Source organism: Sanguibacter keddieii DSM 10542, from assembly GCF_000024925.1.
In the GTDB taxonomy this organism is placed as follows: domain Bacteria; phylum Actinomycetota; class Actinomycetes; order Actinomycetales; family Cellulomonadaceae; genus Sanguibacter; species Sanguibacter keddieii.
Map to the genome: position 1 here is coordinate 1,551,878 of NC_013521.1, position 19,388 is coordinate 1,571,265.

The window sequence follows — 19,388 nt, forward strand, 5'->3', positions numbered from 1 at the left end:
GCATCTCTCGGTCCGGTCTCCGGGCGGGCGTCGTCAGCCTGCTCGGGGGACTGGTGCCCTACTTGATGAAGAGCATCTCGCGGTACTTCGGCAGCGGCCAGACGGCGTCGTCGACCTGGGCCTCGAGGGCGTCCGCGTAGCCGCGAGCGGTCTCCATGAGGCCCCTGATCGAGGTCGCCGAGTGCTCCATGTGCGCCTTGGTGTCGGCGAAGTCGTGCGACTCCAGCGCGGACTCCAGCTGGGTCGCGGTCGACAGCAGCAGGTTCGCGTTCTCGGCGATGATCTTGACCTGGGCCGTGTCGAAGGAGATCCCGACCTCGTTGGCCGCGGCGTACGTGGTGGCGAGGTCAGCGGCGTACTTGAGGGCGGCCGGGTAGATGACGGTCCGCGCCATGTCGACGACCAGACGGGCCTCGACCGCGATCGAGTTGATGTACTGCTCGGAGTACACCTCGTACCGGGCGTTGAGCTCGACGGCCGACAGCACGCCCGTCCGCTCGAACAGGTCAATGACGTCCGGCTCGGTGTAGACAGGGAGAGCCTCGGCGCTGGTCGGCAGGTTGCGCAGACCGCGCTCCGCCACAGCAGCCTCGTGCCACTCGGAGGAGTAGCCGTCGCCGCCGAAGACGGCGTCGCCGTGCAGCTCCATGAGCTCCTTGACGACGACCGCGACGGCCTCGGGGCGCGTCAGGCCCTTCTCGAGCTGCGTCTCGAGCTGGTCGGCGACCCAGGTGAGGGAGTCGGCCAGCATCGTGTTGAGCGCCGTGAGGGGACCGGAGATCGACTGCGAGGAGCCGACCGCGCGGAACTCGAACCGGTTGCCGGTGAAGGCGAACGGGGAGGTGCGGTTGCGGTCGCCCGGGTCGCGCTGGAAGTTGAGGATCTGCGACAGGCCGAGGTCCATCACGCCACCGTCGGAGGAGACCGAGATCTTCCCGGCCTTGATGTCGTTGTAGACGCCCTCGAGCTGGTCGCCGAGGTACACCGACAGGATCGCCGGCGGGGCCTCGTTCGCACCGAGACGGTGGTCGTTGGACGCCGACGCGATGACGGCGCGCAGCAGCGGGCCGTACTTGTGCACGCCGCGGATGACCGCACCGCAGAAGAGCAGGAAGTTGAGGTTGTGCTCGGGCGAGGTCCCCGGGTCGAGCAGGTTGCCCTGGGTGGCGTTGCCCACCGACCAGTTGACGTGCTTGCCCGAGCCGTTGAGGCCGGCGAAGGGCTTCTCGTGCAGCAGGCACAGGAACCCGTGCTCCGCAGCGGTCGCCTTCATCACGGTCATGAGCAGCTGCTGGTGGTCCGCGGCGACGTTCGCGGCCTCGTGGTACGGCGCGATCTCGAACTGGCCGGGGGCCACCTCGTTGTGGTGGGTCTTGGCGGGGATGCCCAGGCGGTAGAGCTTCTCCTCGAAGGCCTGCATGAAGACCTGCACGCGCTCGGGGATCGCCCCGAAGTAGTGGTCGTCGAACTCCTGGCCCTTGGCGGGCGGGGCGCCGAAGAGCGTCCGGCCGGAGAGCAGCAGGTCCGGGCGAGCGGCCGCGAAGTGCTGGTCGACGAGGAAGTACTCCTGCTCGGGGCCACAGCTGGCGTTGAGCGGGGCGATGTCCGTCTCGCCCATGAGGGTGAGGACGCGGCGCGCGGAGACGTCCATGGCGGAGATCGAGCGCAGCAGCGGGATCTTCTTGTCGAGGGACTCGCCGGTCCACGACATGAAGACCGACGGGATCATGAGCGTCGCGCCGTTGGCGGTCCACATGATGTACGCGGGGCTGGTGGGGTCCCAGGCGGTGTACCCGCGGGCGGCGTTCGTCATGCGCAGCGAGCCGTTGGGGAACGAGGAGCCGTCGGGCTCGCCCTTGATGAGCAGGCTGCCGGTGAACTCGGTGATCGCCTGACCGTCCGAGTTGGTGACGATGAACCCGTCGTGCTTCTCGGCCGTGATGTTGGTGAGCGGGTAGAACACGTGCGAGAAGAACTTCGCACCCTTGCTCATCGCCCAGGTCTTCATCGCGGCGGCGACGATGTCGGCCGTGGCCGGGTCGAGCGGCTCTCCGGTCGTGACGGTCTTCTTGACCGCCTTGAAGGCGGTCTTGGAGAGCGCCTCCTCCATCTTCGTGAGGTTGAAGACGTCGGTCGCCCACGTCTCGCTCAGCGGACGGGTCTCAGCCGTCTGCACGGCGGGGCGGGTGAGCACCTCGGTGATCGCCTGGCTTCGGACGTGGTTGGCAGTCATGATCCCGCTCTCCATCGTAGACATTCGCTCCGGGCACCGTAGGGCCCTCGTGTTACGGGGAAGGGCTCCTGTGTTACGGGCATGTTTCGTGGAGCGGCTACCCGGCCCGGAGGTCGTAGACGTCCTCCGAGGTCGCGGTCGGGTCGAACAGGGAGGTCGACAGGACGCGGCGCCGGGCGGTCTCGTGCAGCGTCTCGGCGCCCTCGTCTGCGAGGTACCGGGCCAGAGCCAGGACCCCCAGGTGAGAGAGCGTCGAGTCGGTCAGACCCGGGTCGTCGGCCGGGTCGCCGTCCGGCGAGGAGTAGACCAGCTCGCGCCGTGCAGGCAGAGTCCCGGACGTCACCCGCACCGTCGGACCGGCGGACGACCTGACGGCATCCGTCAGCTTCTCGAGGGTGCTCGCCCGCACCGGAGACAGCGCACGGTGAGCGAGGCGCAGCCGCGCCGCAGCGCCCTGCGTCGACACGGTCCACGACTCATCGACCAGCTCGACGCCCTCGGACTGGAGAGCGTCCACCAGAGTCCGGTCGAGGTGAGGGAGGTCGACCGCCATCGCCGTGAAGGTCTCCTCGAGGTCGTCGGTGCTCGAGGAGACCTCGAACGGCACCTCCGCGGCGACCCAGTGCGCAGGGCCCGCCTCGCTCACCGCAGCCACGAGACCCGCAGGGTCGCCGGTCGCCACGCGTTCTGCGAGGTCGAGGTAGAAGTCCTCCATGGCCCTGCGCATCGCGAGCTGTCCGCGGTGATCGTCGAACCGGAACCGCCGGTCGGCGTGGAGGTCGTCGAGCGGCAGCCGTGCTCGACGCAGGAGATCGAGGGTGATGCCGTCGCGCAGCTGGTCGGCGTCGTACGAGCGGTAGCCGGTGGTCGGGTCGACGGCAGCCGGGACGAGGATCTCTCGGTCTGCGTACAGGCGGAGCGCCTTGTCCGAGAGGCCGGTCATCGACCGGAACCGTCCCGCGGAGTAGTCGGTGCTGGTGTTGTCTGTCATGCCGTCCACTCTGGGCCACGCCCCTGGGGCGACCTCAAGCCGCGTCTCGGACGCGTCAGTCGCGCACCGCGGCCACGGCCTCGATCTCGACGAGCTGGTCGTCGTAGCCGAGGACGGTGACGCCCAGCAGCGTGCTCGGGACGTCGTGGTCCCCGAAGGTCTCGCGGACCACGTCCCAGGCCTCCACCAGGTCTGCCTGGCGGGTCGAGGCGACGAGCACCCGCGTGCTGATGACGTCCTCGACGGTCGCGCCGGCCGCAGCGAGGGCGACGGTCATGTTCTCGAGGCACTTCGCGGCCTGACCCGCGTAGTCGCCGACAGCAGCCGTCGACCCGTCCGCCTCGAGAGGGCACGAGCCGGCGAGGAAGACGAGGCGGGCGTCGGCGGGCGCGGTGGCCGCGTAGGCGTACTCGGCGGCATCCGACAGGGCTGCGGAACGGATGAGGGTCACGGCAGACGGCATGGTTCGCTCTCGTCGTACGGGGATGGGGATCGTCCATCCTCTCATCGACCCGCTGGTCAGAGCGGATGGACGACTCCGGCCGCACGAAGCAGGTAAGGGTAGCCTCGCTCCGATGACTGCGAAGGAGACCGACGACGGGCGCCCCAGGCCACGACGCGTCGGCTGTGCCCTGATCTCGCGCGACCTCGACGAGCCGATGGTCGGTGCCGCCGGCCGCGCGGACGCGTGGGTGCTCGTCGAGCACCCCGGCCCCTGGCCCTCCGAGGCACCCGAAGGAATCTTTCCGGACGAGGTGGTCGAGCACCTGGGGCAGCCCGGTGTGCGGGTGGTGCTGATCCGCCGACCGCGCTCGCGGACCGTCACCCGACCGGTGTGCTTCGTCGCGGCGACGCACCCTGCCGGGCCGTGGGTGCGCCGGTTCGAGATCGACACCTACGACGAGCTCCTGGCGGTCGACGTCACCGCCGCCGTCGCCGGAGACCGCCCCACCCAGGGAGAGACGCACGACCTGCCCCTGGCGCTCGTGTGCACGCACGGTCGTCGCGACGTGTGCTGCGCCGAGCTCGGCCGACCGCTCCTGCCCGGCATGGCGGCCCGGGACGACGTCGACGTGTGGGAGTGCACGCACGTGGGCGGCGACCGCTTCGCCGCCAACGTCGTGCTGCTCCCGCACGGGCTGCACTACTCCCGCCTCGTCGACGAGACCGCTGCCGCGGTGCTCGACGCCTACGTCGACGGCCGTGTCGTCTCCGAGCACCTCCGGGGCCGCTCGGCCTTCAGCCAGCCCGCCCAGGTCGCCGAGCACGCCGTGCGCCAGCTCACCGGCATCACCGAGGTCGACGGCTTCGAGGTCCTGGACGAGACCGTGAGCGACGACGGCACGAGCGCGCGCGTCGAGATCCGGCACCGCAGCGAGACGTTCGTCGTGAACGCGGAGCGGACCCCGACCCCCGGGGCGCCGACGACGCACGCCTGCGTCCGGGGCGCCGAACCAGCCGGGTGGAGCTCGTGGCGCGCCGTGACCGTCGTCTCCCCGGTGACGGACCGCCTCACCGCTGGTCGCGGTGGGATACTGGGGGCATGACTTCCGCGACCACCCTCGAAGCGACCGGCGCGCCCACGGACGGGACCGGCACGTCTGCGCAGGCCACGCCGCTGCTCCCGCCGCTGCGCATCGGTCAGTACACGGTGCCGTCGCCGGTGGTGCTCGCGCCGATGGCCGGCGTCACGAACACCGCCTTCCGCAAGCTGTGCCGTGAGCACGGCCCCGGCGGTCTGTACGTCGCCGAGATGGTGACGTCGCGCGCCATCGTCGAGCGCAACGAGCAGGCGCTGCGCATCGTCACCTTCGAGGACGGCGAGTCGCCCCGCTCCGCGCAGGTCTACGGCGTCGACCCGGCCACGGTCGGTGCGGCCGTCGAGATCATCGCGGGTGAGGGACGGGCCGACCACGTCGACCTCAACTTCGGCTGCCCCGTCCCCAAGGTGACCCGCAAGGGCGGGGGAGCGGTGCTCCCCTGGAAGCGCGAGCTCTTCACCCGGATCGTCGACGCGGCCGTCGAGGCCGGTGCACGTCACGACGTCCCGGTGACCATCAAGATGCGCAAGGGCATCGACGACGACCACCTCACGTACCTCGAGGCCGGGCTCATCGCCGAGCAGGCCGGCGTCGCCGCCGTCGCGCTGCACGCGCGCACCGCCGCCGACTACTACTCCGGCACGGCCGACTGGTCGGCGATCCGCCAGCTCAAGGAGACGGTGACGAGCATCCCCGTGCTCGGCAACGGCGACATCTGGTCGGCCGAGGACGCCCTCGAGATGGTCCGCCAGACCGGTTGCGACGGCGTGGTCGTCGGGCGCGGCTGCCAGGGGCGCCCGTGGTTGTTCGCCGACCTCATGGCTGCTTTCAACGGCTCGGACGAGCGGGTCAAGCCCGGTCTGCACGAGGTCGCCGAGACCATCTACCGGCACGGTGAGCTCATGGCCGAGTTCTTCCAGGACGAGGACAAGGGCACCCGCGACCTCCGCAAGCACATGGCCTGGTACCTCAAGGGCTACGCCGTGGGCGGCGACGCACGACGCGCCCTCGCGATGGTGTCGTCCCTCGCCGAGCTGCGCCAGCACCTCGACGCCCTCGACCACGACGAGCCGTACCCGGGCGAGCGCGCCGAGGGGCAGCGCGGACGCCAGGGCAGCCCCAAGAAGCCGCACGTCCCCGACGGCTGGCTGTCCTCGCGCGAGCTGAGCGACGAGCACCGCGCCAAGCTCCTCGAGGCCGAGCTGAGCGTCTCCGGCGGCTGACGCAGGGCTCCGCCCGCACCCGACGTCGCCTCGAGCGCAGAGGGATCGGGCACGGAGAGATCACGCACGGAGAGACCGTGCACAGAGAAGGAGGGCAGTCCCGACCGGGACTGCCCTCCTTCTCTCGTCGGTGCCGCGGGCAGTCAGCCCGCGGCACCGTCAGACGTCAGACCTGCACCCACACCGTGGTGTCCTGCGGGACCGCGGTGCGGTCGCCGGCGGTGGTCAGCGGGCCGCTCGTGATGAGCACCTCCGCGCCCTCGGGCAGGGCCACGGGGGCCTCGCCGAAGTTGGTGACGACCAGGACGTCGTTGTTGACGAAGGCCAGCACCGAGGGGGACGAGGCGAAGTCCTCGACCCAGCCGAGGGAGCCGAGCCCGAGGTCCTTGGCGCGACGCGTCGCGAGCGCTGCCTTGTACATGGAGTACGTGGAGCCCTCGGTGGTGCGCTGCACGTCGGCGGCGCACTCCTTGTAGGTGTCCGGCTGCGGGAGCCAGGTCTTGCCGGTCGGGCCGAAGCCGTAGCCGGGGGCGTCGGCGACCCAGGGGAGCGGGACGCGGCAGCCGTCGCGGCCGGCCTCGGTGTAGCCGGAGCGCCACCAGGCCGGGTCCTGACGGAGGTCGTCGTCGAGGTCGGTGTGCTCGGGCAGACCGAGCTCCTCGCCCTGGTAGACGTACGCCGAGCCGGGCAGGCCCAGCATCTGCAGGGTCGCGGCGCGAGCGCGGCGCAGGCCGAGCTCGGCGTCGGGCTGCGGGTCGTTCTTGCCGATGCCGTTGGGGCGGACCGCGGCGCCGGTGAGGCCCATGCGGGACGCGTGACGGATGACGTCGTGGTTGGACAGCACCCAGGTGGTCGGCGCGCCGACGGCGTCCGAGGCCTCGAGCGACGCGGTGACGACGCCGCGCAGCGCGGCCGCGTCCCACGCGGTGGTGAGGTACGAGAAGTTGAAGGCCTGGTGCATCTCGTCGCTGCGGACGTAGCGCGCGAGGCGGCTCAGCGGCTCGACCCAGGCCTCGGCGACGAGGGCGCGGTCGCCGTCGTACGGCGCGAGGACCTTGTGCCAGGCGCGGTAGATGTCGTGCACACCCTCCTGGTCGAACATGGGGCCGGAGTTGCCGGCGCCGGTCGAGCCGTCCTCGGCCGCCTCGTGCGGCTCGGTGTCGACGGCACCGGGAGCCTCGGAGGAGCCCTCGACCATCGCGACGTCGCCGTCCCAGTCGGGGAGGCCGGGGGCCTTGACCATGCCGTGCGCCACGTCGATGCGGAATCCGTCGACGCCGCGGTCGAGCCAGAAGCGCAGGATGTCCTCGAACTCGCTGCGGACCTCGGGGTGCTCCCAGTCGAGGTCGGGCTGGCGGGTGTCGAACATGTGCAGGTACCACTGGCCGTCGGTGATGCCGTCCGTGGCCGCGGCGGCGCGCTCGCTCACGCGCGTCCACGCCGGACCGCCGAAGATCGACTTCCAGTTGTTCGGGGGCAGCTCGCCGTGCTCGCCCTGGCCCTCGCGGAACAGGTAGCGGGCGCGCTCGGCGCTGCCCGGCCCGGCAGCGAGCGCGGCCTGGAACCAGGCGTGGTCGTCCGAGGTGTGGTTGGGGACGAGGTCGGCGATGACCTTGAGGCCGCGGGCGTGAGCCCCTTCGAGGAGCGCCTCGAAGTCGGCGTTGGTGCCGAACAGCGGGTCGACCTCGCGGTAGTCGGCCACGTCGTAGCCGGCGTCGGCCTGGGGCGAGCGGTAGAACGGGGACAGCCAGACGGCGTCGACGCCGAGGTCCACGAAGTGGTCCAGCTTCGAGGTGATGCCAGGGATGTCACCGATGCCGTCGCCGTCGGCGTCGGCGAAGGAACGCGGGTACACCTGGTAGATGACGGCGGTGCGCCACCACTCCCGGGCGACGTCGCTCGCCGCGTGGATCACCGAGACGGTGGGGCTGGTGGTGGTCAGCTCGAGAGCCTGAGCGGCTGAGGTCGAGTCGAGGTGGGTCACGGCGGAAGAGTCCTTCGTGGGTCGGAGACGGTGGATCGGGGGGTGGTCTGCGTGCCGGTCAGCTGGTGCGCTGCGCGGCGTGGATGCGCATGTCGGGCGAGGCGCCCGTGGAGTTGCGCACGATGAGCTCGGGGTGGAACAGCAGCTCGGACCGGGGGGCGCTGCCGCCGTTGAGCAGGGCGACGAGCGCGCTGATCGCGGCGTGGCACATGGCCGAGACAGGTTGACGGACGGTGGTGAGCGGCGGGTCGGTGAAGGCGATGAGCGGCGAGTCGTCGTAGCCCACGACCGACAGGTTGTAGGGGACCGTGAGCCGGCGCTGGTGGGCGGCGCGGACGACGCCGAGGGCCATGAGGTCGGAGCCGCAGACGATAGCGGTGTGCCCGGAGTCGATGAGGTCGCCTCCGGCGGCCTGGCCGCCCTCGACGGTGAACAGCGACGTGGCGACGTGCGGGCTGGCGTCCTCGATGCCGAGGTGACGCTGGACGGCGTCCTGGAAGCCCTCGAGCTTGCGGCGCGCGGTGATGAAGCGGTCCGGGCCGGTGGCCAGGCCGATCTTCTGGTGCCCGAGCGACACGAGGTGGCGGACGGAGAGCTCCATGGCGGCGGTGTCGTCGGCGGAGACGAAGGGCGCCTCGATGTCGTCGGCGTAGCCGTTGATGAACACCAGCGGGATGCCGCGGGCCAGGAGCCTGTCGTAGCGGGCGCGGCTCGCCTGGGTGTCTGCGTGCAGCCCGGAGACGAAGATGATGCCGTCGATCGAGTGGTCGAGGAGCATCTCGATGTACTCGTCCTCGGTGGTGCCACCGGGGGACTGGGTGCACAGCAGGGGGGTGTAGCCGCGCTGGGACAGCATGCTCTCGATGGTCTGCGCGAAGGCTGGGAACACCGGGTTGGTGAGCTCGGGGACGATGAGCCCGATGAGCCCTGCCGACCGGTTGCGGAGCTTCTCGGGGCGCTCGTAGCCGAGCACGTCGAGGGCGGCCAGCACGGCCTGGCGGGTCTCGGACGCGACGCCGACCTTGCCGTTGAGGACGCGCGACACCGTGGCGGTGCTGACGCCCGCCTGCTGGGCGAGGTCGGTCAGGCGGGTCTTGCCACCTGAGCCTTCGGACGGGATGAGAGACACACCAGACCTCCTTGTCGTGCGTCAGGGCTCTCGTAGCGCTGATGGGCGTGATCCGGGTTGACCCGGGAGCTGTTGCAAGCCGTTGCAGAGCGACAGCCAGCGCCTCATGCTACGACAGATCGGCGCGATCTCTAAAGAATCCGGGGATCTCATCCACGATCTTGCAACGTGCACGGCATCGTTGCCTGAAAGTTACTGCAACGGCTTGCAACCTGAGGATGCGAGAGGTTACGGTCTGGGCTATCAGGGCCAACGACGGTGGATCTCGCCGTAGACGGCCGGACCCATCCACTCACCCTGGGAGTACAGACGATGCGACGAAGCATCCTTCTTGCCGGAGCGCTGGTCACCAGCCTCACCCTCGCTGCCTGCGGCTCGAGCGACGACGACACCCCCGCGGAGGGGACCGCGACGTCGGCGGCCGGCGCTGACGCGGCCGGCTCCATCACGATGTGGGTCGACGAGGTCCGCATCAACGACTTCCGCGGCGTCGCGGAGACCTTCACCGCCGACACCGGCGTCGAGGTCAACATGGTCCAGAAGGCCTCGGGCGACATCGGCCCGGACTTCGTCCAGCAGGCCCAGACCGGTGAGGGCCCCGACGTCATCATCACCGCCTCGGACGGCCTCGGTGAGCTCGTCACCAACGGCCTCGTCGCACCCGTCGCCCTCGGCGACGCGTCCTCCGACTTCGTGGCCTCGGCCGCGAGCGCCTTCGTCTACGACGGCCAGAACTACGGCGTGCCGTACTCGATCGAGAACATCGCGCTCGTCCGCAACAACGCTCTCGCGACCGAGACCCCGGAGACCTTCCAGGAGCTCGTCGAGCAGGGCAAGGGCCTCGGCACCTACCCGATCCTCATCCAGCAGGGCATCGAGGGCGACCCGTACCACATGTACCCGATCCAGACGTCCTTCGGGGCGACGGTCTTCGAGCAGACCGAGGACGGGTCGTACACGGACCAGATCGCCATGGGCGGCGAGGCCGGGGAGAACTTCGCGACGTTCCTGCGCGAGATGGGCGACGAGCGCATCTTCGACGCCTCGATCGACGGCGACATCGCCAAGCAGGCCTTCATCGACGGCGAGAGCGCCTACACGATCACGGGCCCGTGGAACACGACGGCGTTCACCGATGCCGGCATGGACATCACCGTCCTGCCGATCCCGAGCGCCGGTGGCGAGCCTGCTCGTCCCTTCGTCGGTGTGCAGGGTGCGCTCGTCAACGCGTACGCCAAGAACCCGGTCCTCGCGAACGAGTTCGTCGCCAACTACCTGACGACCGAAGAGGCGCAGGACGCGCTGTACGAGGCCGGCGGCCGCTCGCCCGCGCTCACCGCGTCGGCCGAGAAGGTCGAGGACCCGATCCTCGCCGGCTTCGGCGAGGCCGGTGCCGAGGGCTTCCCGATGCCGTCCATCCCCGCCATGGCGTCGGTCTGGACCTTCTGGGGCGTCGGACAGGCTGAGGTCTTCACCGGTGCTGCCAGCGACCCCGTCGCCGGCTGGAACACGATGATCTCCAACATCGAGTCGGCCATCGCCGGTTCCTGATCCCGCACCACAGCACCACCAGGGGTGGGAGCCACGACGGCTCCCACCCCTGCCCCTGAGCACCAGGGCGCCGGACGTGGTCGTCCGGGGCCCGCACCTTTTCCCGGAGGGAAGACCATGCCCGACCAGCCGACGGTCGTCCGACCGCCCGAGGCGGACGCCGTGCGCGAGCCGCAGCCGCGGCCCGACCACGCCGCCGCCCGCGCCATGAAGCCCGGTTTCATCGTCAAGCTCGTGCTCATGGCGATGGTGAACGCCTTCGGGCTCTACGGGATCCTCGCGGCCGCAGCCGTCGGCTCGTGGGGCATCGCGGTGTTCCTCGTCCTGGCCGTCGCGGTCGCGGACTGGGCCTACTTCAGCCGCCGGGCGGTGCCGCTCAAGTACCTCATCCCCGGGCTGCTCTTCCTCTTGGTGTACCAGCTCTTCACGATGGTCTACACCGGCTACATCGCTTTCACGAACTACGGTGACGGGCACATCCTCAACAAGACCGACGCGATCGCGTCGATCGAGCTGCAGACCGAGAAGCGTGTCGAGGGCTCGGCCTCCTACCCGCTCACGGTGCTCTCGGACGACGACGGTCTCGCCTTCGCCATCGTGCGCGACGGCCAGCCGCTCGTCGGCTCTGAGGACTCGCCGCTCGAGGTCGCGTCCGACGCGACCGTCGCCGGTGCCTCGGTCACCGCGGTGCCCGGCTACGACGTCCTGACCTTCGCCGAGGTCGCCCAGCGCCAGGCCGAGGTCACCAGCCTGCGCGTGGAGTTCCCCGAGGACCTCGGCGGCGGCAGCCTGCGCACGCAGGACGCGTCGAACGGCTTCGTGTTCGCCCCGACCCTCGCCTACGACGAGGCCACGGACACGTTCACGAACATCGAGGACGGCACGGTCTACACCCCGGACGACCGCGGGAACTTCGTGTCGGCCGACGGCCAGCGCCTCACGCCCGGCTGGCAGGTCACGGTCGGCTTCGAGAACTTCACCACGATGTTCACGGACTCGCGGATCTCCGGTGCGTTCCTGCAGATCACCGTGTGGACCTTCGCCTTCGCGTTCCTGTCGGTCGCGACCACCTTCGTGCTCGGCCTCGGCCTGGCCCTCGTGTTCAACGACCCGCGCATCCGCGGTCGCAAGCTCTACCGGGCGCTGATGATCCTCCCGTACGCCTTCCCCGGGTTCCTCGCGGCGCTCGTGTGGCGCGGCATGCTCAACGAACGCTTCGGGTTCATCAACGAGATCATCTTCCAGGGCGCGGACATCCCGTGGCTCACCGACCCGTGGCTCGCCAAGCTGGCGATCCTCGGCGTCAACCTGTGGCTCGGCTTCCCGTACATGTTCCTCATCTGCACGGGTGCCCTCCAGGCGATCCCGGGCGACGTCATCGAGTCGGCCAAGCTGGACGGCGCGAGCCCGTTCCGGGTGGTCACGCGGATCATCTACCCGCTGCTCCTCATCTCGGTCGCGCCCCTGCTCATCTCGTCCTTCGCCTTCAACTTCAACAACTTCACGTTGATCTACATGCTCACCGGGGGTGGTCCGAACTTCCCGGGCTCACCGCTGGTCATCGGCTCGACCGACCTGCTCATCTCGATGGTCTACTCGGTCGCCTTCGAGAGCGGCGTGAAGCAGTACGGACTCGCGGCCGCGGTGTCGATCCTCATCTTCATCGTCGTCGGTCTCATCTCGTGGCTCGGCTTCCGCCGGACCCGTACCCTCGAGGAGCTCTGACATGGCCACCACGACCACGTCGACCGTGACGAGCGCGACCGGTGAGACGGTCACGTACCGCAGCGACGCACCCACGGGCATGAAGTGGTGGCGCGAGGTCGGCTGGCGGCACGTCGTCGGCGTCGTCGTCATCATCTACTGCGCGCTGCCGCTGCTCTACGTGGTGTCGGCCTCGCTCAACCCGGGCGGCACGCTCACCGGGTCCAACAACCTGTTCCGCACCTTCAGCCTCGCCAACTTCCAGCGGCTGTTCGAGACGGACTTCGCGTCGTGGGCGATCAACTCGCTGGTCATCTGCTCGGTGACCGCCGTCGCGACGGTGCTCATGGGTGGGGCCGCGGCCTACGCCTTCTCGCGGTTCCGCTTCCGTGGGCGCCGCGCCTCGCTCACCGCGCTGCTGCTCATCCAGATGTTCCCGCAGATGCTCGCGGTCGTCGCGATCTTCCTCGTGCTGCTGACCCTCAAGGACGTCTTCCCGATCCTCGGCGTCAACAGCCAGCTCGCGCTGATCTTCGTGTACCTCGGTGGGGCGCTCGGCGTGAACACCTTCCTCATGTACGGGTTCTTCAACACCGTGCCGCGCGAGATCGACGAGGCCGCGAAGATCGACGGCGCGAGCCACGCGCAGATCTTCTGGACCATCATCCTGCGCCTGGTCGCACCGATCCTCGCGGTCGTGGGCCTGCTGTCCTTCGTCGGGACCTACGGCGAGTTCATCATCGCGCGCACGGTGCTGCAGAGCACCGACAAGCTCACCCTCGCGGTGGGGCTCTACCAGTGGGCCTCCGACGAGCGCAACGCACCGTGGGGCCAGTTCGCCGCCGGTGCCGTGCTCAGCGCGATCCCCGTGATCCTGCTCTTCCTGTTCCTCCAGAAGTACATCGTCTCCGGCCTCACCGCCGGCTCCGTCAAGGGATGACCCTCTCCACATGAGCTCTGCGCACCCCCAGCCCGCCCGTCACCTCGCCCAGCCCGGCACCGCCGGTGCGGGACACCTCCTCGGTGACCCGCACCACGACGGCTCGGCGCTCTACGTGTCGAACCCGACGCCGAGCCTGGGGGAGTCCGTCACCGTGCGGGTCCGGGTCCCGCTCGCCGGCACCGAGCGCGGGATCCACCTACGCGTCGTGCGGGACGGCGAGCCGCGCATGTCGGCCGCCGAGCTGGTCGAGACCACGTCGACCGACCGCTGGTACGAGGCGCAGGTGCTGGTGCACAACCCGGTGACGAGCTACAGGTTCTTCGTCAACGAGCCCGGCGGCTACCGCTGGCTCAACGGCAAGGGGCTGTTCTCCCGCGAGGTGCCCGACGTCTCCGACTTCCGGCTCACCGTGTTCGACGCGGCGCCGGAGTGGATGACGGGCAGCCTCGTCTACCAGGTGTTCCCCGACCGCTTCGCGCGCGGGATCGCCGAGAAGCCGACGCCCGAGTGGGCGCAGGACGCGGAGTGGGCCGACGAGCCCATCGGCTCCGGTCCGGGCGTCGGCACGCAGCTGTACGGAGGTGACCTGCCCGGGATCGAGCAGCACCTCGACCACCTCGAGGACCTCGGTGTCGGGACGCTCTACCTCACACCCGTGTTCCCGGGGCGCTCCAACCACCGCTACGACGCGAGCAGCTTCGACGAGGTCGACCCGCTGCTCGGTGGCGACGAGGCGCTCGCGTCCCTGTCGGGCGCCGTGCACGAGCGTGGCATGCGCATCATGGGCGACATCACCACCAACCACACCGGCGACGGGCACGAGTGGTTCCGCCGTGCGCAGGCCGACCGGTCCAGCCCCGAGGGGTCCTTCTTCTACTGGCAGGACGACGAGCCCGGCTACGTCGGGTGGCTCGAGCACGCCTCGCTGCCCAAGCTCGACTACAGGTCGCCCGAGCTCGCGCGCCGCATGATCGACGGGCCCGACTCCGTCATCGGGCGCTGGATCTCCGAGCCCTTCGCGCTCGACGGCTGGCGTGTCGACGTCGCCAACATGACCGGCCGGTACGCCGACCAAGACATGACGCACGAGGTCGCCCGGACCGTCCGTCGCACCATGCAGGACATCAACCCCGACGCGGTGCTGGTGTCTGAGCACTTCCACGACTCCGGCCTCGACATGATGGGCGACGGCTGGCACGCCAACATGAACTACTCGGCGTTCACCCGGCCCGTGTGGTCGTGGGTCGTCGCCGAGGACAGCGCCGTGCCGGCCCTCGGGCTGCCCACCTCCCTGCCGCGCCGATCCGGGCGCGACATGGTCGCCGCCATGCGCGACTTCGACTCCGTGGTCCCCTGGAAGGTCGTCGCGTCGCAGTGGAACATGCTCGGCTCGCACGACACCCCGCGCCTGCGGTCCCTGGTCGGCAGCCTCGACATGGTCGAGGTCGCCGCCGGCCTTCTCTTCACCTACCCGGGCACGCCCGTGGTCTTCGCCGGTGACGAGATCGGCGCCGAGGGTCTCAACGGCGAGCACGCACGCGTCACCATGCCGTGGGACGAGCCGGACCGCTGGGACGGGGACACCTTCGACGTGTACCGCCGCCTCGTCGCGCTGCGCCGCTCCTCGGTCGCCCTGCGCACCGGTGGCCTGCGCTGGGTGCTCGTCGAGGACGACGCCGTCGCGTTCCTGCGCGAGTCTCCGGACGAGACGGTCCTGGTGCTCGTCGCCCGCGCACCCTGGTGCGGTGCGGTGCTGCCCGAGGCCATCGCGCCCGACGGCGCACCCGTCACCCTCTACGGCGACGCGGACCTCGAGCCCGTCGACGGCGGCTACGCCCTCCCCGCCGGCGGCCCCGGAGTCCACGCCTGGCGCCTCCGCTAGGACCACGGCCCAGACCGTCAGAGCCCGGGTGCCCACAAGGTGCACCCGGGCTCTGCCCGTCTCCGGAGCAAGGCGTCACCCGACGGCTGGCCGGTCTGCGACGTCGCGTAGAGCACCTGGTCAGCCGCTGGCTACGCTTGTCCTGTGCCACACACCCACGAACGCGACACCGCCGAGTCCGGCTACACGCAGGCCGACCGTCTGCGGTGGGTCGACGAGGCTCCCAAGAGCAAGGCGCGGACCCCCTTCGAGCGGGACCGCGCGCGCATCGTGCACTCCTCGGCGCTGCGCCGCCTCGGGGCCAAGACTCAGGTCCTCGGCCCGGCGTCTGACGACTTCATCCGCACCCGCCTGACCCACACCCTCGAGGTCGCGCAGGTGGGTCGCGAGCTCGGCAAGGCGCTCGGCTGCGACCCCGACGTGGTCGACACCGCCTGCCTGGCGCACGACCTCGGGCACCCGCCCTTCGGGCACAACGGCGAGCGCGCCCTCGCCGAGATCGCCAAGGACATCGGCGGCTTCGAGGGCAACGCCCAGACCCTGCGCCTGCTCACCCGCCTCGAGGGCAAGGTCTTCGCCGACGACGGCCGCGCCGTCGGCCTCAACCTCACCCGTGCGAGCCTCGACGCGTCGGTCAAGTACCCGTGGGCGTACCGGCAGGGCCCGCTGCGCCTCGACGGTCGCCCCACCCACAAGTTCGGCGTCTACGCCGACGACATGCCCGTCTTCGAGTGGCTGCGCGACGGCGCCCCCGAGGGCGTCAAGTGCCTGGAGGCGCAGGTCATGGACCTCGCCGACGACATCTCGTACTCCGTGCACGACGTCGAGGACGGCATCGTCGGCGGACGCTTCGACCTCAAGATCCTCGAGGGCGACGAGGAGCGCGCCCGCGTGATCGACGCCGTGCAGACCTGGTACGGCCACCTCGTCTCGCCCGACGGCCTCCGCGACGCCATCGAGCGCCTCGACGACGCCGGCCTGCTGGTCCAGGGCTTCGACGGGTCGCGGCGCGCCCTCGCCACCCTCAAGGACACCACCAGCCAGCTCATCGGCCGGTTCGCCAAGGCCGCCGAGCGCGCCACCCGCGCGCAGTACGGCGACGGCCCGCTCACCCGGTACGCGGCGATGCTCATCGTCCCCGAGGAGACCCTCGCCGAGATCCTCGTCCTCAAGGGCCTCGCCGTCGCCTACATCATGGCGCCGCGCGAGGGAGAGCCCCTCTACATCCGTCAGCGCGAGCTCGTCGCCGACCTCGTCGAGGTCCTCAGCGACCGCGCCCCGATCGCCCTCGAGCCGTCGTTCGCGATCGACTGGAAGGAGGCCGAGGACGACGCCGCCCGCCTGCGTGTCGTCGTCGACCAGGTGGCCTCCCTCACCGACGTCTCAGCCGCCCAGTGGCACGCCCGCCTCGTCCAGCCGGGCAAGCTCGACGTCTGACCTCGATCTGCGTGGACGAATCTCGCCCGTCCGGGAATGTACGGGGTAGACCACCCCACGACCGGAGGCAGACATGCAGATCGACGACCTGGACACCTTCCTTGAGGACGCCGACCCGGCAGGCGACCTGACCCCGGACGAACGCCGGCAGGTCGCGGCGATGGCGGCCCGCTCGGCGCCCGCCCGCAGGCGTCGTCCCGCACGCCCTGTCGCCGCGGCGGCGATCGCGGCGTCCCTCCTCGGGGTAGGCGCCGTCGCCGCAGCGGCTGCGGGCAGCCAGTGGTCTCCCTGGGCGCAGGACGACCCGCTCGTCTCGATCAGCTACGTACCGCCGAGCGGTGCGACGTGCGAGCTCCGCTTCGGCAACCTCACGGCGGTCTCCGAGGAGTTCGGCGAGGTGATCCGTGACACGGTCGCCAGCACCCGCCTCACGGACGCCGACGTCGCGGCAGCCTTGGAGCACCACGACGTGCCGCACGACTTCTTCCCCGAGGACAAGGGCTACGACATCGGGGTCTCCATGGCACTCCAGCTGCGGATCCGTGCAGCGTTGGAGGCGCACGGCATCCTCGGGCAGTCGGCGAGCTACGAGTCCGAGCTCGTCTGCTCATGACCTCGACCAGATCCCGGCAGCTCCTCACCGCGGCGCTCGGCGAGTGCTCGGACGACCTCCTGCGCTACTTCCTCCGGCGCCTCGACCGCGAGGACGCCGCCGACGCCCTCGCGGACGTGATGACCACCGCCTGGTCCCGCGTCGACGCGCTCCCGACCGCGCCGACCGAGGCCCGCATGTGGCTGTTCGGTATCGCCCGCAACGTCCTGCTGCACGCGCAGCGAGGGTCGTCGCGCCGGTCCCGGCTCGCTGACCGCCTCCGGTCGACCCTGGGCCAGCGGACCGCGTCGTCCGCCGACCACGGCGTCGAGATCCGCGACGCGATCGACAGGCTCGACCCGGACCTGGCCGAGCTCGTCCGGCTCGTCCACTGGGACGGGTTCTCGCTCACGGACGCCGCGGACCTGCTGGGGATCCCCGCCTCGACCGCCCGAGGGCGGTACCAGCGGGCGAAGGAGACCTTGCGCGACGTGCTCGCCCCTACGCCCCGGTGAGGTCGGTGAGCTCGGCCAGGACTCGCGCTAACCGGCCGTGGAGCTGCGGGGGCACCTCGGCGGGCAGGGCGTCGACCGGCCACCACGCGACGTCGTCGCTCTCCTCGCTGACCACCGGGACGCTGTCCGCTGGCACGAGCGCCACGTAGCCGACGTCCCAGTGCACGGCGCAGCGCCCGAAGGCGTCGCCCAGGCCGTGGCGGTCGAGGTCGACCGGGGTGCGGCGGAGCAGCCCGAGGTCCACCAGCCCGCTCTCCTCGTGCGCCTCGCGGGCGGCCGCAGCCGCGACGTCGGAGTCGCCCGGCTCGACGTGCCCGCCGACCTGGACCCAGAACTGGCCCTTGCGGTGGAAGCAGAGCAGCACCTGCCGCAGGTCCGGGCTGAGGACGAAGGTGCTCGCCGTGAGGTGCTGCGGGGAGGCGTCGCGCGTGGCCGTGCCGCCGTCGGCGAGGTACGCCAGGTACTCGACGCGCAGCGTCGCGAGGTGCGGGGACCGGGGTGCCCACGACGCGAGCTGCTCGGCGAGGACCACGGTCCGCGGGTCGTCTCCAGGCCCAGAGGCCGTGGACGGGAGAGGGTGCGGGGCAGGCGTCTCGGTCACCCGACGACACTAGCGGGCGGTCGGGACCCGTCGAGTGCCCAGCCCCAGCACGGTGCCCACCCGTCCGCCAGACTGGACCGATGCACCTCACCCACCTGCCCCCGACGCCCGAGCAGCAGTGGTCCCTCGCGATCCACGCCGGAGCCGGCCCGCGACCCCGTCCGCTGACACCCGAGGAGACCGCCGGCTACGAGGCCGGCCTGCGCCGTGCCGTCGACGCCGGTCGCGCCGTCCTGCACGATGGCGGCGCCGCCCTCGACGCGGTCACCGCGGCGGTCCTCGTCCTCGAGGACGACGAGCACTTCAACGCCGGGCGCGGCGCCGCGCTCACCAGCGCAGGCACCGTGGAGCTCGACGCGGCCGTCATGTCCGGCACGGACCGCTCTGTCGGCGCCGTCACCGGGTCGACGCGTGCACGCAACCCCGTCCTCGCGGCCCGGGCCGTCAGGGAGCAGACCCGGCACGTGCTCGTCGCCGACCCCGACGCCGACCTCCTCGCCCGCTGGGGCGTGCCGACCGCACCGCAGGACTACTTCGTCACCCCGCGCCGACGAGCCCAGCTCGACGACGCCCTCGGGGCCGACGCCTCGACGCCACGCTGGCCGGCACCCGAGTCACCCGCCCCCGGCACGGTCGTCGGCCACGGGACCGTCGGGGCCGTCGCCCGCGACAGCCAGGGCAACCTCGCCGCGGCCACCTCGACCGGCGGCGTGACCAACCAGATGGTCGGGCGCATCGGCGACGCACCCGTCGTCGGCGCCGGGACCTACGCCGACAACAGCACCGTCGCGATCTCCTGCACCGGTATCGGGGAGTTCTTCCTCCGCGGGGTGCTCGCCCACGACGTCGCCGCCCGCATCCGCTACCGCGGAGACACCCTGCACGACGCCGTCGAGTCGGCGATCGACGAGCACCTCGTCGCGACCGGCGGGGACGGCGGGCTCATCGCCGTCGACAGCGCCGGCGGCGTGGTCCTCGGCTTCTGCTCGGCCGCGATGTTCCGGGGATACGCGACCAGCACCTGCGAGACCGAGGTCGTCGCCTGAGCGTCAGCCAGCAGGC

At 70.8% G+C, this 19,388-nt stretch carries 16 protein-coding genes; 10 read left to right on the forward strand and 6 right to left on the reverse strand.

All coding sequences use genetic code 11. The annotated features are described in order from the left end of the window. Positions 1 to 58: 58 nt before the first annotated feature. The 3 genes from SKED_RS06765 to SKED_RS06775 all read right to left on the reverse strand — a co-directional run bounded on the left by SKED_RS06765 (position 59) and on the right by SKED_RS06775 (position 3,687). Positions 59 to 2,233, reverse strand: a complete 2,175-nt coding sequence (locus tag SKED_RS06765; RefSeq protein ID WP_042438787.1) for a glutamine synthetase III family protein — start codon at positions 2,231 to 2,233, stop codon at positions 59 to 61. A 97-nt stretch (positions 2,234 to 2,330) separates the two neighbouring features. Beyond that, positions 2,331 to 3,224, reverse strand: a complete 894-nt coding sequence (locus tag SKED_RS06770; protein WP_012866389.1) for a MerR family transcriptional regulator — start codon at positions 3,222 to 3,224, stop codon at positions 2,331 to 2,333. Between the two features lie 55 nt (positions 3,225 to 3,279). Then, positions 3,280 to 3,687, reverse strand: a complete 408-nt coding sequence (locus tag SKED_RS06775) for a RidA family protein (protein ID WP_012866390.1) — start codon at positions 3,685 to 3,687, stop codon at positions 3,280 to 3,282. A gap of 112 nt (positions 3,688 to 3,799) precedes the next feature. On the opposite strand from SKED_RS06775, the gene SKED_RS06780 reads away from it, so the two are divergent. Then, a complete protein-coding gene (locus SKED_RS06780; RefSeq protein WP_012866391.1) occupies positions 3,800 to 4,771 on the forward strand; it encodes a ferredoxin family protein in 972 nt (323 codons plus the stop codon). Then, complete coding sequence (gene dusB, locus SKED_RS06785; protein WP_012866392.1) at positions 4,768 to 5,988, forward strand: tRNA dihydrouridine synthase DusB; 1,221 nt, start codon at positions 4,768 to 4,770, stop codon at positions 5,986 to 5,988. Before SKED_RS06780 ends, dusB begins: the two co-directional genes overlap by 4 nt. 166 nt (positions 5,989 to 6,154) lie before the next feature. Here dusB and SKED_RS06790 read toward each other — a convergent pair whose 3' ends face one another. Both SKED_RS06790 and SKED_RS06795 read right to left on the reverse strand, forming a co-directional pair. Further along, positions 6,155 to 7,930: a glycoside hydrolase family 13 protein gene (locus SKED_RS06790; RefSeq protein ID WP_042438790.1), complete on the reverse strand. Its 1,776-nt coding sequence runs from the start codon at positions 7,928 to 7,930 to the stop codon at positions 6,155 to 6,157. 100 nt (positions 7,931 to 8,030) lie between these two features. Further along, positions 8,031 to 9,101, reverse strand: coding sequence for a LacI family DNA-binding transcriptional regulator (locus SKED_RS06795; protein ID WP_012866394.1), 1,071 nt, complete (start codon positions 9,099 to 9,101; stop codon positions 8,031 to 8,033). 312 nt (positions 9,102 to 9,413) lie between these two features. Here SKED_RS06795 and SKED_RS06800 point away from each other — a divergent pair, with 312 nt between their 5' ends. The 7 genes from SKED_RS06800 to SKED_RS06830 all read left to right on the forward strand — a co-directional run bounded on the left by SKED_RS06800 (position 9,414) and on the right by SKED_RS06830 (position 17,725). Continuing rightward, on the forward strand, positions 9,414 to 10,652 hold the full coding sequence (locus SKED_RS06800) for a sugar ABC transporter substrate-binding protein (protein ID WP_012866395.1): 1,239 nt from the start codon (positions 9,414 to 9,416) through the stop codon (positions 10,650 to 10,652). 117 nt (positions 10,653 to 10,769) lie between these two features. Next, the gene (locus tag SKED_RS06805) at positions 10,770 to 12,377 is read left to right on the forward strand and encodes an ABC transporter permease subunit (protein ID WP_012866396.1); all 1,608 of its coding nucleotides are present in this window, start codon (positions 10,770 to 10,772) and stop codon (positions 12,375 to 12,377) included. 1 nt (position 12,378) lies between these two features. Next, complete coding sequence (locus SKED_RS06810; RefSeq protein WP_012866397.1) at positions 12,379 to 13,296, forward strand: sugar ABC transporter permease; 918 nt, start codon at positions 12,379 to 12,381, stop codon at positions 13,294 to 13,296. 10 nt (positions 13,297 to 13,306) lie between these two features. After that, a complete protein-coding gene (locus tag SKED_RS06815) occupies positions 13,307 to 15,181 on the forward strand; it encodes a glycoside hydrolase family 13 protein (protein WP_012866398.1) in 1,875 nt (624 codons plus the stop codon). 144 nt (positions 15,182 to 15,325) lie between these two features. Next, on the forward strand, positions 15,326 to 16,618 hold the full coding sequence (locus SKED_RS06820; protein ID WP_012866399.1) for a deoxyguanosinetriphosphate triphosphohydrolase: 1,293 nt from the start codon (positions 15,326 to 15,328) through the stop codon (positions 16,616 to 16,618). A gap of 73 nt (positions 16,619 to 16,691) precedes the next feature. Further along, positions 16,692 to 17,231, forward strand: coding sequence for a hypothetical protein (locus SKED_RS06825; RefSeq protein ID WP_012866400.1), 540 nt, complete (start codon positions 16,692 to 16,694; stop codon positions 17,229 to 17,231). Continuing rightward, entirely contained in the window at positions 17,228 to 17,725 is a 498-nt protein-coding gene (locus SKED_RS06830) for an RNA polymerase sigma factor (protein ID WP_012866401.1), read from the forward strand. Before SKED_RS06825 ends, SKED_RS06830 begins: the two co-directional genes overlap by 4 nt. Here SKED_RS06830 and SKED_RS06835 read toward each other — a convergent pair. Then, complete coding sequence (locus tag SKED_RS06835; protein ID WP_245534615.1) at positions 17,712 to 18,326, reverse strand: NUDIX hydrolase; 615 nt, start codon at positions 18,324 to 18,326, stop codon at positions 17,712 to 17,714. The two genes, SKED_RS06830 and SKED_RS06835, sit on opposite strands and share 14 nt — an antisense overlap. A gap of 80 nt (positions 18,327 to 18,406) precedes the next feature. Here SKED_RS06835 and SKED_RS06840 point away from each other — a divergent pair, with 80 nt between their 5' ends. After that, positions 18,407 to 19,372, forward strand: a complete 966-nt coding sequence (locus SKED_RS06840) for an isoaspartyl peptidase/L-asparaginase family protein (RefSeq protein ID WP_012866403.1) — start codon at positions 18,407 to 18,409, stop codon at positions 19,370 to 19,372. Positions 19,373 to 19,388: the final 16 nt, after the last annotated feature.

Excerpts from the sequence above, each read along its gene's own strand:
- SKED_RS06765 (WP_042438787.1), bottom strand. The coding sequence starts at position 2,233 with ATGACTGCCAACCACGTCCGAAGCCAGGCGATCACCGAGGTGCTCACC.
- SKED_RS06770 (WP_012866389.1), bottom strand. The coding sequence starts at position 3,224 with ATGACAGACAACACCAGCACCGACTACTCCGCGGGACGGTTCCGGTCG.
- SKED_RS06775 (WP_012866390.1), bottom strand. The coding sequence starts at position 3,687 with ATGCCGTCTGCCGTGACCCTCATCCGTTCCGCAGCCCTGTCGGATGCC.
- SKED_RS06780 (WP_012866391.1), top strand. The coding sequence starts at position 3,800 with ATGACTGCGAAGGAGACCGACGACGGGCGCCCCAGGCCACGACGCGTC.
- dusB (WP_012866392.1), top strand. The coding sequence starts at position 4,768 with ATGACTTCCGCGACCACCCTCGAAGCGACCGGCGCGCCCACGGACGGG.
- SKED_RS06800 (WP_012866395.1), top strand. The coding sequence starts at position 9,414 with ATGCGACGAAGCATCCTTCTTGCCGGAGCGCTGGTCACCAGCCTCACC.
- SKED_RS06805 (WP_012866396.1), top strand. The coding sequence starts at position 10,770 with ATGCCCGACCAGCCGACGGTCGTCCGACCGCCCGAGGCGGACGCCGTG.
- SKED_RS06810 (WP_012866397.1), top strand. The coding sequence starts at position 12,379 with ATGGCCACCACGACCACGTCGACCGTGACGAGCGCGACCGGTGAGACG.
- SKED_RS06815 (WP_012866398.1), top strand. The coding sequence starts at position 13,307 with ATGAGCTCTGCGCACCCCCAGCCCGCCCGTCACCTCGCCCAGCCCGGC.
- SKED_RS06825 (WP_012866400.1), top strand. The coding sequence starts at position 16,692 with ATGCAGATCGACGACCTGGACACCTTCCTTGAGGACGCCGACCCGGCA.
- SKED_RS06830 (WP_012866401.1), top strand. The coding sequence starts at position 17,228 with ATGACCTCGACCAGATCCCGGCAGCTCCTCACCGCGGCGCTCGGCGAG.
- SKED_RS06840 (WP_012866403.1), top strand. The coding sequence starts at position 18,407 with ATGCACCTCACCCACCTGCCCCCGACGCCCGAGCAGCAGTGGTCCCTC.